Below are 13,495 nucleotides of genomic sequence, written 5' to 3'. Positions count from 1 at the left end.
CACCACCCCAACCGACGCCGCCCTGAGGTGGGCGATACTGTTGCCCAGCTGCTTGATCCGAGAGTAGGCCCGGTGCCGTGAAAGTTCCGCTCGACCGATCCTCCCTCGAGCGCCGGCAAGTGTGGGTCTACGCGGCGGCCATCGTCGTCGGTCTCGCGTTGGGCAGCAGAGCGTCGGGTGCGGGGACTGTGGCCGAGGCGCTCTTGTGGCCGACCCTCGGCCTCTTGCTCTACGCCACATTCCTTCAGGTTCCGCTGTTGGACCTGGCCACGGCATGGCGTGACCGTCGGTTCACGGCGGCGGTGGTGGTGGGCAACTTCATCGTGATGCCACTCGTCGTGTGGGCCATGGTTCCAGTGCTTCCGGACGACCCCGGTGTCCGACTGGGAGTGTTGTTGGTGTTGCTCGTGCCGTGTACCGATTGGGTCATCAGCTTCACCCAGATGGCGGGGGGAGACGTCGCGCGCGCGATCGCGGTGACCCCCGTGAACCTGGTGCTCCAGCTGATGCTGCTACCCGTCTACCTGATGGTGATGGCACGCGAGGAGGTCGCAGGCCTGGTCACGGTCGATGTGGCGGCTTCGGCGCTCGGAGTCGTCGTGTTGCCGCTGATCGCCGCCGTCCTGACGGAGAAGTGGCTGGATGCTCGGCAGCGAGGGCACGCGATTCGCGAGCGGTGGGCCTGGGCTCCGGTCCCTCTCCTCGCAACCGTCATGTTCCTGATCGCGACGGCGCAGGTGCACGCGGTGCTCGGCGCGCTGGCTGTCCTTCCACTCGTGGCTCCGGTGTTCGTGGCGTTCCTTGTGGCGGCGGGGCTGACCGCCAAAGCGCTCGCGATGGTCTTCACGCTCCCGGTCTCACAGGCCCGGACGCTCGCCTTCGGATTGGGGACCCGGAACTCCTTCCTCGTCCTACCGATCGCGCTTTCCCTGCCGCAGGGGTTCGACGTCGCGGCCATCGTCGTCGTGATGCAATCCCTCGTCGAGCTGCTCGGGATGATCGTGTTCGTGTGGCTGGTTCCGATCGCCTTCGCGAGGAGTTCGAACGACGCTCCGAGGTGATGAGCTCACATCGGATCGTCCACTGCCGGACCGGATCCCTCTACAGGCCGAACGCTCGACAGGACGAACGCCGGGGATGTCGGGGCGCCCGCCAGGATGTCTGTCTGGCCGCGGTGAATGTCGGGGAACTCACAGCACCGCGCGGAGGGCGTGGGGCAGTGTGGTGACCCCGTCCGCCGCCAGAAAATGTCCCGCTCCCGGGACCACGGCAGCCGACGTACCGAGAAGCCGAGCAAGGCGGTCGGTGAGCTCGACAGGCACGTGGGTGTCGTCGTCGGACCGCACGATCGTCAGGGACCCGATGTGCTCCCGGATCCCTGCGAGGTCCACCCCGTCGCCGATGAAGTCGTCAAGTGCCGGGAGTGCAGGCAAGGTGTCCACGAAGCCCGAGACGAGGACGAGTGTGCCCACCTGCCACGGGCCGGTCAGCGATGCGAGATGCCGGAGAACGGCAAGGCAACCGAGGCTGTGCGCGACGACCACGGTCTCTTCCCCGGGTGTGCCGAGCTCTCTGGCTACGGTCGCCGCCCACTGGTCGCGGGAAGGGGCACTGGAGTTCGGCAAGGCGGGTACTCGCGTGGGGATCCCGGCGTCAGTGAGGCGTTCAGCGAGCCACTCGAACCAATGATCCCGGGGAGATGCGGCGTAGCCATGGAAGATCACTGCACGCCTGCTCGTGGTCGATGTCATGTGAAGGCACGCTAGACCTCTTCACGTCGCGGAGGGAGCTCCCCCACCTGATCAGGGCGTCCGTGGGACCGGGTGGGCGGAACCGCCCGGGTGCGTGCAGGGACCCACCCGGCGGGACGGTGGGAGACATGCGGCTTCCACGGGCTGTCGCGGATGCCCTTGAGTGCCGAGCTGACGGAACCGGCGCTGGGATGAATGACAACGGCGTGGGTACAGCCCCACCTCGAGCCGGGACGGCAACGCGCTGGGTGCCCGATCACCCTCCATCCAGTCATGATCCGCACGCCAGCCGGAGGGAACTCGCCGCGGTCACCGCCGTGGAGCGCTGCCCAGCAGGGCCGGCTCGCCGGTAGGGACGCCGGTGAGGATGCGGCCCGCTGACCACGCCCGTACGCGAACCTCACCGTGGTGGACCGGGCGGGAACGCTGACGGTCGCCGGGGGCGCGATCACGCCAGCTATAGCCCTGAACAGGCGATTTGGTGTTCTGTTGGGGCGCGTGTAACTTTATCGGAGCCGCCAGGGAGCGGGGATCGAGCCGACAAGCTCGAGCCCACGTTGCGGGCGGTGGCTTCACGCAAGGGGAGCGAGGGATCGGGTTGACCGATCGACTTCGGTCCGCTAGAGTAGTCAAGCCTCTCCCGCTCGGGAGTGGCGAATTCACCCCAACGCTACGTGGCAGCACTGCCGCATGGGGTTGGTGTGTGGGTGTTGTTTGAGAACTCAACAGTGTGTTTTGTTTGTGATAGTGCCAAATTTTTTGTTTGGTTGCGACCCTTTCACATCCCTGTCGTGGGGGTCGCGTTTTTTGGAAACAGCCAGTTTTTTGGTTTGTTTTTTGCTTGGATTGTGCTTTTTGTAGTGCTGAGAAGCTTTTATGGAGAGTTTGATCCTGGCTCAGGACGAACGCTGGCGGCGTGCTTAACACATGCAAGTCGAACGGTAAGGCCCTTTCGGGGGTACACGAGTGGCGAACGGGTGAGTAACACGTGGGTAATCTGCCCTGCACTTCGGGATAAGCCTGGGAAACCGGGTCTAATACCGGATATGAGCTCCTGCCGCATGGTGGGGGTTGGAAAGTTTTTCGGTGCAGGATGAGTCCGCGGCCTATCAGCTTGTTGGTGGGGTAATGGCCTACCAAGGCGACGACGGGTAGCCGGCCTGAGAGGGTGATCGGCCACACTGGGACTGAGACACGGCCCAGACTCCTACGGGAGGCAGCAGTGGGGAATATTGCACAATGGGCGGAAGCCTGATGCAGCGACGCCGCGTGGGGGATGACGGTCTTCGGATTGTAAACTCCTTTCAGTAGGGACGAAGCGAGAGTGACGGTACCTGCAGAAGAAGCACCGGCCAACTACGTGCCAGCAGCCGCGGTAATACGTAGGGTGCGAGCGTTGTCCGGAATTACTGGGCGTAAAGAGCTCGTAGGCGGTTTGTCACGTCGTCTGTGAAATCCTCCAGCTCAACTGGGGGCGTGCAGGCGATACGGGCTGACTTGAGTACTACAGGGGAGACTGGAATTCCTGGTGTAGCGGTGAAATGCGCAGATATCAGGAGGAACACCGGTGGCGAAGGCGGGTCTCTGGGTAGTAACTGACGCTGAGGAGCGAAAGCATGGGGAGCAAACAGGATTAGATACCCTGGTAGTCCATGCCGTAAACGGTGGGCGCTAGGTGTGGGGTCCTTCCACGGATTCCGTGCCGTAGCTAACGCATTAAGCGCCCCGCCTGGGGAGTACGGCCGCAAGGCTAAAACTCAAAGGAATTGACGGGGGCCCGCACAAGCGGCGGAGCATGTGGATTAATTCGATGCAACGCGAAGAACCTTACCTAGGCTTGACATATACAGGACGACGGCAGAGATGTCGTTTCCCTTGTGGCTTGTATACAGGTGGTGCATGGTTGTCGTCAGCTCGTGTCGTGAGATGTTGGGTTAAGTCCCGCAACGAGCGCAACCCCTGTCTCATGTTGCCAGCACGTTATGGTGGGGACTCGTGAGAGACTGCCGGGGTCAACTCGGAGGAAGGTGGGGATGACGTCAAATCATCATGCCCCTTATGTCTAGGGCTTCACACATGCTACAATGGCTAGTACAGAGGGCTGCGAGACCGTGAGGTGGAGCGAATCCCTTAAAGCTAGTCTCAGTTCGGATTGGGGTCTGCAACTCGACCCCATGAAGTCGGAGTCGCTAGTAATCGCAGATCAGCATTGCTGCGGTGAATACGTTCCCGGGCCTTGTACACACCGCCCGTCACGTCATGAAAGTCGGTAACACCCGAAGCCGGTGGCCTAACCCTTGTGGAGGGAGCCGTCGAAGGTGGGATCGGCGATTGGGACGAAGTCGTAACAAGGTAGCCGTACCGGAAGGTGCGGCTGGATCACCTCCTTTCTAAGGAGCACTCACCATGCCTGTTGGGTGTGGTCAGAGTTTGCGCCTGGTTCGCGTCCGAGTGTGGCGCGCCGGGTGGCTCATTGGGTGGAACACTATCGCGTAGGACTCGCCTTGATCTTCGGGCGTCGGCTCAGGGCCGGCGTGTGGGGGGAGCGTGGTCCGGATGAAACACACTGTTGGGTGTCTGAGACAACACCGTTGGGCCTGGTTTGTGCTGGGTCTGGTTGTTTCTGGTGGCACTGATTCCCGAGATGTCCTGGCTGGTTGGCTGGGGTGTGGGTGGGGTTGGTGTGTGTTGTTTGAGAACTGCACAGTGGACGCGAGCATCTTTAATTGTTTGTGAATGTAAGTGTGTAAGAGCACACGGTGGATGCCTTGGCACCAAGAGCCGATGAAGGACGTAGGAGGCTGCGATAAGCCTCGGGGAGCTGCCAACCGAGCTGTGATCCGAGGGTGTCCGAATGGGGGAACCCAGCGCGCGTGATGGCGTGTTACCCGCATCTGAATACATAGGGTGTGTGGAGGGAACGCGGGGAAGTGAAACATCTCAGTACCCGCAGGAAGAGAAAACAACAGTGATTCCGTCAGTAGCGGCGAGCGAACGCGGAAGAGGCTAAACCGCATGCGTGTGATACCCGGCAGGGGTTGCGTGTGTGGTGTTGTGGGGCATGATGTCCTGGTTCTGCCGGATCAGGCGCTTGATAGTCCGCGGGTTAGGGGAACGACTTGGAAGGGTCGGCCGTAGAGGGTGAGAGTCCCGTACCTGAAAACTTTGTGGCTGGGCGATTTGTGTTCCCAAGTAGCAGCGGGCCCGTGAAATCTGCTGTGAATCTGCCGGGACCACCCGGTAAGCCTAAATACTCCTTGGTGACCGATAGCGGATTAGTACCGTGAGGGAATGGTGAAAAGTACCCCGGGAGGGGAGTGAAATAGTACCTGAAACCGTGTGCTTACAATCCGTCAGAGGCCTTTCGGGGCTGATGGCGTGCCTTTTGAAGAATGAGCCTGCGAGTTAGTGGTATGTCGCGAGGTTAACCCGTGTGGGGAAGCCGTAGCGAAAGCGAGTCCTAATAGGGCGATCGTAGTGGCATGCTCTAGACCCGAAGCGGAGTGATCTACCCATGGCCAGTGTGAAGCGACGGTAAGACGTCGTGGAGGCGCGAACCCACTTAGGTTGAAAACTGAGGGGATGAGTTGTGGGTAGGGGTGAAAGGCCAATCAAACTCCGTGATAGCTGGTTCTCCCCGAAATGCATTTAGGTGCAGCGTCGCATGTTTCACCTCGGAGGTAGAGCTACTGGATGGCCGATGGGCCCTACAAGGTTACTGACGTCAGCCAAACTCCGAATGCCGAGGTGTGAGAGTGTGGCAGTGAGACTGTGGGGGATAAGCTTCATAGTCGAGAGGGAAACAGCCCAGATCGCCGGCTAAGGCCCCTAAGCGTGTACTAAGTGGAAAAGGATGTGGGATCGCTGAGACAGCCAGGAGGTTGGCTTAGAAGCAGCCACCCTTGAAAGAGTGCGTAATAGCTCACTGGTCAAGTGGTCCTGCGCCGACAATTTAGCGGGGCTCAAGTACACCGCCGAAGCCGCGGCACTCACACGAGAACCTCCTCCGGGCAGGTGTGTGGGTGGGTAGGGGAGCGTCGTGTGGCCATAGAAGCGTCGGAGTGATCCAGGCGTGGAGGCCACACGAGTGAGAATGCAGGCATGAGTAGCGAATGACGAGTGAGAAACTCGTCCGCCGAATGATCAAGGGTTCCTGGGTCAAGCTAATCTGCCCAGGGTGAGTCGGGACCTAAGGCGAGGCCGACAGGCGTAGTCGATGGACAACGGGTTGATATTCCCGTACCCGTGTATGCGCGCCCATGGTGAATCAGTGATACTAACCGCCCTGAACGTCCTGGAGCATCCTTCGGGATGACGTGGACTGGATGCGCGGGACCTGATCTGGTAGTAGCCAAGCGATGGGGTGACGCAGGAAGGTAGCTGGGCCAGTCAGTGGTTGTACTGGTGTAAGAGTGTAGGCCGTGACATAGGCAAATCCGTGTCACATGAAGGCTGAGACTTGATGCGTACCCGTTGTGGGGAATTCAGTGATCCTATGCTGCCGAGAAAAGCCTCTAGTGAGTTCATACACGGCCCGTACCCCAAACCGACACAGGTGATCAGGTAGAGAATACCAAGGCGATCGAGAGAACTGTGGTTAAGGAACTCGGCAAAATACCCCCGTAACTTCGGGAGAAGGGGGGCCATGCCCGGTGAACACCCTCGCGGTGGGAGCTGGGTGTGGTCGCAGAGACCAGAGAGAAGCGACTGTTTACTAAAAACACAGGTCCGTGCGAAGACGTAAGTCGATGTATACGGACTGACGCCTGCCCGGTGCTGGAAGGTTAAGAGGACCGGTTAGCCGCAAGGCGAAGCTGAGAATTTAAGCCCCAGTAAACGGCGGTGGTAACTATAACCATCCTAAGGTAGCGAAATTCCTTGTCGGGTAAGTTCCGACCTGCACGAATGGCGTAACGACTTCTCTGCTGTCTCGACCACAGACTCGGCGAAATTGCATTACGAGTAAAGATGCTCGTTACGCGCGGCAGGACGAAAAGACCCCGGGACCTTTACTATAGCTTGGTATTGGCGTTCGATTCGGTTTGTGTAGGATAGGTGGGAGACTGTGAAGCATGCACGCCAGTGTGTGTGGAGTCGTTGTTGAAATACCACTCTGATCGTATTGGACGTCTAACCTCGGCCCATGATCTGGGTTAGGGACAGTGCCTGGTGGGTAGTTTAACTGGGGCGGTTGCCTCCCAAAGAGTAACGGAGGCGCCCAAAGGTTCCCTCAGCCTGGATGGCAATCAGGTGTTGAGTGCAAGTGCACAAGGGAGCTTGACTGTGAGACTGACACGTCGAGCAGGGACGAAAGTCGGGACTAGTGATCCGGCACCGGCAAGTGGAAGCGGTGTCGCTCAACGGATAAAAGGTACCCCGGGGATAACAGGCTGATCTTCCCCAAGAGTCCATATCGACGGGATGGTTTGGCACCTCGATGTCGGCTCGTCGCATCCTGGGGCTGGAGTAGGTCCCAAGGGTTGGGCTGTTCGCCCATTAAAGCGGCACGCGAGCTGGGTTTAGAACGTCGTGAGACAGTTCGGTCTCTATCCGCCGCGCGCGTAAGAAACTTGAGGAAGGCTGTCCCTAGTACGAGAGGACCGGGACGGACGAACCTCTGGTGTGCCAGTTGTTCCACCAGGAGCATCGCTGGTTAGCTACGTTCGGAAGGGATAACCGCTGAAAGCATCTAAGCGGGAAGCCTGTTCCAAGATGAGGTTTCTCACCACCTTGCGTGGTTAAGGCCCCCCACAGACCATGGGGTTGATAGGCCGGAACTGGAAGCGCAGCAATGCGTGGAGGTGACCGGTACTAATCGGCCGAGGGCTTACACACACTCAAGCCAAAAGAATCGCACCGCGTCCACTGTGCAGTATCTGAAACAACACACCCCCCGCACCACCGCGGGTCGGGCCTTGTTTCACAGAGTTACGGCGGCCATAGCGGCAGGGAAACGCCCGGTCCCATTCCGAACCCGGAAGCTAAGCCTGCCAGCGCCGATGGTACTGCACTCGAGAGGGTGTGGGAGAGTAGGTCACCGCCGAACACAACTTCACACGAGAGCCCCCGAGACCGCCCCACCGCGGCCCCGGGGGCCCTCGTCATTTCACCCCACACCCACCACCCCAACCGACGCCGCGCCGAATACCCGCTTCGCCAGGTCCGATCCACGAAGCCCTTCGAGGGCGACCACGTCGCCTCGAGCGTCGGAGAGCGGCACACGCCAGTTCGGATACTCCTCTGACGTCCCGGGCATGTTGACCGGGCGGCGATCACCGACGAGGTCGGCCACCGACACCGCGTAGAGAAGAGATGGTGCCGCGGCCAGGAATGCGTGGAGCGCCACCACCAGATCCTCCGTGCTGGCGCCCTCGAGTAAGTCGCGCCGTCTGACCGCCTCGGTGTACGACCCGATCTCGGAGGCCGCGTCGGCGCGCTCCTGTTCGACATCGCCCGTCAGCTGGCCCAGTTCCTCGCGGACATCCACATGCACGAGGTCGACATACCCCGCAGTCGGCGGGAGGTCGTGAGTGGTCACCGACGCCATGCAGAGCCGGCGATAGTCCTCGGGGGGCACCGGCTGGGAGTCCTGCTGCTCGAACCACATCACCGAGGTGCCCAACACCCCGCGCTCGGACAGTTCCTCCCGGACCCCGGGTGCGACGGTCCCCAGGTCCTCTCCCACGATGACCGCGCCGGCACGCGACGCCTCCAGCGCGAGAACGCCGATCATCGCCTCGTGGTCATAGTTCACGTACGTCCCCTCGGTGGGCGGGAGCCCCGACGGGATCCACCAGAGCCGGAACAGACCCAGGATGTGGTCGATCCGTATCCCGCCCGAGTCGCGCAGCGCGGCGCGGACGATGTCCCGGAAGGGCCGGTACCCCTCCTCGGCGAGAGCATCGGGCCGCAGCGGGGGCTGGGACCAGTCCTGGCCCAGCTGGTTATAGACGTCCGGTGGCGCGCCCACGGTGACCCCGCGGGCGAGTGACCGGCGGAGCGCCCAGGCGTCGGCGCCGGTGGGATGCACCCCGACGGCCAGATCGTGGAGGATCCCCAGCCGCATTCCCGCCGACAACGCGGCGCGCTGCGCACCAGCGCGTTGCTGCGCGACCTGCCACTGCAGCCACTGGTGGAATCGGACCTCCCGCGCGTGGTCGGTGGCGAAACGCGCCACGTCGTCGGAATCCGGGTCCTTCAGCGCTGCGGGCCACCGCGACCAGTCCGGGCCCCACTCGGACGCCAGAGCACACCACGTGGCGAAACGGAACAGTCCGGGCTCCTGCTCGTCGGCGAAGTCGTCGAACGCCCGGGCCCGGTCCTCCGTGAGAGGCGCGGCGAATACCACCCGGAGCGCCTCGAGTTTGCTTCCCCACGAGGAGTCGCGGTCGATGGTGTCCTCGGTGTTCCTCTGCCGCTGCCCGGCCGCGAGGTCATCGACCACCTGCATCTCCTCGGGTGGGAGCGAGGCGTATTCCGGGATCAGCTCGGGCCGGAGGTACAGCGGTGAGGCGAACCGCCGTGTGGTCGGGAGGTACGGGGACGGCTCCACCGGCGGGAGCGGTTCCCCGGCGTGCATCGGATTGACCAGGACGAAGTCGGCGCCGAGGTCCCGCCCGGCCCAGTCGGCGAGGTCGGCGAGGTCCGACAGGTCACCGACCCCCCACGACGTGTCGGACCGGACCTGGTAGAGCTGCGCGGCCAGCCCGACACCCCGGCGCCGTCCGAGATCCGGGGGGACCGGTATGGACCGCGGGGACACCACCAGGGCGGCTTCGACGACCCGCGGCTCCCCCGCCGACGGGCCGGTGCCGTCGAACGAGTCCGTGACGACGGCGACCAGGCGGTGCCACCCTAGGGGGAGCGCGTCGGGCAGCTCCAGATCGAATCGGTCGACTGGCGTCCCATCGACACTCCTCGACTCCTCCGCGGCGGCGGGGAGCACCAGGTCGAGCGGGTCGGACGAGTCCTCGAGGTGGACGGACAGCCCCACAGAGGTTCCACGGGGTACATGGACGGCGCACAGGGCCCCCGAGCCCTGCCTCGTCACGATCGTCGGGGGGAGCACCCGGCGCCACGGCCGCAGACGAACCTCCTCGAGCGCCGCGCTGACCGAGCCACCGCCCTCGTCGTCGTCCTCACCGACCGGGATGCCCATCGCGGCGAGAACCGCACGCAGCGTCCGGGCGGGGATCTCGCGGCGGATACCGCGGGCGTCCTCGTAGCTCGTGGCCACGCCGCACCTCTCGGCGAGCTCTACCAGGGCGGGGGGAACGGCGTCGGTCACGGTCACGGGGTCCTCGCGTCGGGTCGGGAGGCGCCGTCTACCGGGCGCCGCGGACGGTCACGGTCCACTGTGCCACCGGAGCGCCCCGGGCGCGGATCGTGAAAAACGGACCACACTCCGAGCGGGGGCGAGGGACCACGTACGCTGACCTCGAACACGTATCAGTTCCGCCCAGAGAAAGGCCGTGGACAACCCATGACCGAGGCATTCATCTACGACGCCATCCGGACTCCGCGAGGCAAGGGCAAGCCCGGCGGCGCTCTGCACGGGGTCAAGCCGATCGACCTGGTCGTCGGTCTCATCGAAGAGATGCGGCGTCGGTTCCCCGACCTCGACGAGAACCGGATCTCGGACATCATCTACGGGATCGTCACCCCGCTCGGGGACCAGGGCATGGATCTGCCGCGGATCGCCGCGCTGGCCGCCAAGATGCCCGACACCGTCGCCGGTGTGCAGATCAACCGGTTCTGCGCCTCCGGCCTGACCACCATCAACATGGCCGCCCAGAAGATCCGCTCCGGTTGGGACGAGGTCGTCCTCGCCGGCGGCGTCGAATCCATGTCGCGCGTGCCGATGGGCACCGACGGCGGCGCCTGGGCCCTGGATCCGGCGACGAACTACGACACGTACTTCTCCCCGCAGGGGATCGGGGCCGACCTCATCGCCACGCTCGAGGGGTTCACCCGTGAGGACGTGGACCGCTACGCCGAGCGCTCGCAGCGACTCGCCGCCCGCGCGTGGGAGGAGGGCCGGTTCGCCAAGTCGGTCGTCCCGGTCAAGGACATCAACGGCGTCACCATCCTCGACCACGACGAGCACATGCGACCGGGCACCACGGTCGAGGCGCTCGCCGGCCTCAAGCCCTCGTTCGCCATGGTCGGCGACATGGGCGGTTTCGACGCCGTCGCGCTGCAGAAGTACCACTGGGTCGAGAAGATCAACCACGTCCACCACGGTGGCAACTCCTCCGGCATCGTCGACGGCGCCGCCCTCGTGGTGGTCGGGTCGGAGAAGGCCGGCAAGGAGATGAACATGACGCCGCGCGCCCGCGTCGTGGCCGCGGCCACCTCCGGCGCCGACACCACCATCATGCTCACCGGCCCGACCCCGGCCGCGAAGAAGGCTCTCGAGATCGCGGGGCTCACCCGGGACGACATCGACCTGTGGGAGCTCAACGAGGCGTTCGCCTCCGTCGTGCTGCGTTTCCAGAAGGACATGGACATCCCCGACGAGAAGCTCAACGTCAACGGCGGGGCCATCGCGATGGGTCACCCCCTCGGAGCCACCGGCGCCATGATCACCGGCACCGTGCTCGATGAGCTCGAGCGCACCGGCGGCAGGCGCGCCCTCATCACCCTCTGCGTCGGCGGTGGAATGGGCGTCGCCACCATCATCGAGCGCGTCTGATCCGCCCCACCGACACCACAGCCTTTAGGAGTAGAGAACCAGTGAGCGACAACATGTTCCGGTGGGAGCAGGACGGCGACGGCATCGTCACCCTCACCATGGATGACCCCGACCACGGCGCGAACACCATGAACGCGCGTTTCATCGACGACTTCTCGGAGACCGTCGGCCGTATCGAGGCCGAGAAGGAGTCCATCAAGGGCATCGTCCTGACCTCCGCCAAGAAGAGCTTTTTCGGCGGCGGCGACCTCAAGTCCATGATCACGGCGGGCCCCGGCGACGCCGAGGAGCTCTTCGAGCGGTCCATGCAGATCAAGGGCCGGATGCGCGCCCTGGAGACCCTCGGGGTCCCGGTCGTGGCCGCGATCAACGGCGCGGCCCTGGGCGGAGGTCTCGAGCTCGCCCTCGCCTGCCACCACCGCGTGATGGCCGACGCCCGCGGCGCCAAGGTCGGCCTGCCCGAGGTCACACTCGGTCTGCTGCCCGGCGGCGGCGGCATCGTCCGGACCGTCCGCATGTTCGGTCTGGCGCAGGCCGTGCCCAACATCCTGATGTCGGGCCGTTCGTTCGCCCCGGACAAGGCCCTCAAGGCGGGCCTGGTCGACGAGGTCGTGGCCCCCGAGCAGCTCGTCGACGCCGCGAAGGCGTGGATCAAGACCGATCCCGAGCCCAGTCAGCCCTGGGACCGCAAGGGGTGGACGCTGCCCGGCGGCACGATCAGCGACCCGGCCCTGGCCGGGGTCCTGCCGTCCTTCCCCGCCAACATGCGCAAGCAGACCAAGGGCGCGCCCTCCCCGGCGCCCCGGGCCATCATGGCCGCCGCGGTCGAGGGGTCGCAGGTCGACTTCGCCACCGCCGAGAAGATCGAGGCGCGATACTTCGTCTCGCTCGTCACCGGTCCCATCGCGAAGAACATGATCCAGGCGTTCTTCTTCGACATGCAGCACTGCTCGTCCGGCGGCGCACGCCCCAAGGCCGCCGACGGCTCCGAGATCCCTCGGACCGAGTTCACCAAGGTCGGCGTCCTGGGCGCCGGCATGATGGGCGCCGGCATCGCGTACGTGTGCGCGAAGGCGGGGATCGAGGTCGTGCTCAAGGACGTCGAGCAGGCGTCCGCGGACAAGGGCAAGGCGTACGCGGAGAAGATCGAGGCCAAGGCGCTCGAGCGTGGCCGCACCACGCAGGAGAAGTCCGACGCCCTCCTGGCCCGCATCACGCCCACCACGGACCCGCAGGCGCTGGCCGGATGCGACCTCGTGATCGAGGCCGTCTTCGAGTCGCCGGATCTGAAGAAGAAGGTCTTCCAGGAGATCGAGGACATCGTCGCCCCCGACGCGTTGCTCGGCTCCAACACGTCGACCCTCCCAATCACCGACCTCGCGACCGGCGTCAAGCGTCCCGAGGACTTCATCGGACTGCACTTCTTCTCGCCCGTCGACAAGATGCAGCTGGTCGAGATCATCAAGGGTGAGAAGACCACCCCCGAGACCCTGGCCAAGGCGATCGACCTCACGCTGGCGATCCGGAAGATCCCGATCGTGGTCAACGACTCGCGTGGCTTCTACACCTCCCGCGTCATCGGCACGTTCGTCAACGAGGCGATCGGCATGCTGGACGAGGGGATCGAGCCCTCGACCATCGAGCAGGCCGGCCGCATCGCGGGGTACCCGGCGGCGCCGCTGCAGCTGTCCGACGAGTTGAACCTCAACCTCATGCTCAAGATCCGCGACACCGCGCGCGAGGCCGCCGCGGCCGCGGGCGAGGAGTTCGTGGAGGTGCCGTCCGACCGCGTCACCGCCACGATGGTCAACGAGCTCGGCCGCAGCGGCCGTCTGGCCGGGGCCGGGTTCTACGACTACACCGACGGCACGCGAGCGGGACTCTGGCCGGGCCTGCGGGAGGCGTTCAACACCTCGCCGGACAACGCACCGCCGTTGCAGGACCTGGTCGACCGCATGATCTTCGCCGAGGTTCTCGAGACCCAGAAGTGCGTCGACGAGGGCGTGATCGTGGACGACGCCGACGCCAACATCGGCTCGATCATCGGGAT

The 13,495-nt window shown here is 64.1% G+C and carries 5 protein-coding genes and 3 rRNA genes; 6 read left to right on the top strand and 2 right to left on the bottom strand.

Translation table 11 applies throughout. The features are described from left to right. Positions 1 to 77: 77 nt before the first annotated feature. The gene (locus G6026_RS10310; RefSeq protein ID WP_182613121.1) at positions 78 to 1,061 is read left to right on the top strand and encodes an arsenic resistance protein; all 984 of its coding nucleotides are present in this window, start codon (positions 78 to 80) and stop codon (positions 1,059 to 1,061) included. Between the two features lie 129 nt (positions 1,062 to 1,190). Here G6026_RS10310 and G6026_RS10305 read toward each other — a convergent pair whose 3' ends face one another. Then, positions 1,191 to 1,751: an alpha/beta hydrolase gene (locus G6026_RS10305; protein WP_182613120.1), complete on the bottom strand. Its 561-nt coding sequence runs from the start codon at positions 1,749 to 1,751 to the stop codon at positions 1,191 to 1,193. Positions 1,752 to 2,624: 873 nt separating this feature from the next. Here G6026_RS10305 and G6026_RS10300 point away from each other — a divergent pair. The 3 genes from G6026_RS10300 (at position 2,625) to rrf (ending at position 7,797) form a co-directional block, all read left to right on the top strand. Then, a 16S ribosomal RNA gene (locus tag G6026_RS10300) occupies positions 2,625 to 4,141 on the top strand. A 346-nt stretch (positions 4,142 to 4,487) separates the two neighbouring features. Continuing rightward, positions 4,488 to 7,586 (top strand): 23S ribosomal RNA (locus G6026_RS10295). A 94-nt stretch (positions 7,587 to 7,680) separates the two neighbouring features. Next, positions 7,681 to 7,797 (top strand): 5S ribosomal RNA (gene rrf, locus G6026_RS10290). Together the 16S, 23S and 5S rRNA genes form the textbook arrangement of a ribosomal RNA operon. 60 nt (positions 7,798 to 7,857) lie before the next feature. Here rrf and malQ read toward each other — a convergent pair. Next, the gene (gene malQ / locus G6026_RS10285) at positions 7,858 to 10,044 is read right to left on the bottom strand and encodes a 4-alpha-glucanotransferase (protein ID WP_347238089.1); all 2,187 of its coding nucleotides are present in this window, start codon (positions 10,042 to 10,044) and stop codon (positions 7,858 to 7,860) included. A 189-nt stretch (positions 10,045 to 10,233) separates the two neighbouring features. On the opposite strand from malQ, the gene G6026_RS10280 reads away from it, so the two are divergent. Next, entirely contained in the window at positions 10,234 to 11,445 is a 1,212-nt protein-coding gene (locus tag G6026_RS10280; protein ID WP_182613119.1) for an acetyl-CoA C-acetyltransferase, read from the top strand. Between the two features lie 41 nt (positions 11,446 to 11,486). Next, the coding region (locus tag G6026_RS10275) for a 3-hydroxyacyl-CoA dehydrogenase NAD-binding domain-containing protein (protein ID WP_347238088.1) at positions 11,487 to 13,495 on the top strand (2,009 nt) is incomplete at its 3' end.

The organism is Dietzia sp. DQ11-38-2, assembly GCF_014145055.1.
Classification (GTDB): domain Bacteria; phylum Actinomycetota; class Actinomycetes; order Mycobacteriales; family Mycobacteriaceae; genus Dietzia.
Note: the sequence above shows the minus strand (reverse complement) of the source record. Positions and strands in the feature narration are given on the sequence as shown.

Bases quoted from the DNA above. Each gene is read 5' to 3' on its own strand.
- G6026_RS10305 (WP_182613120.1), bottom strand. From the start codon at position 1,751: ATGACATCGACCACGAGCAGGCGTGCAGTGATCTTCCATGGCTACGCC.
- G6026_RS10280 (WP_182613119.1), top strand. From the start codon at position 10,234: ATGACCGAGGCATTCATCTACGACGCCATCCGGACTCCGCGAGGCAAG.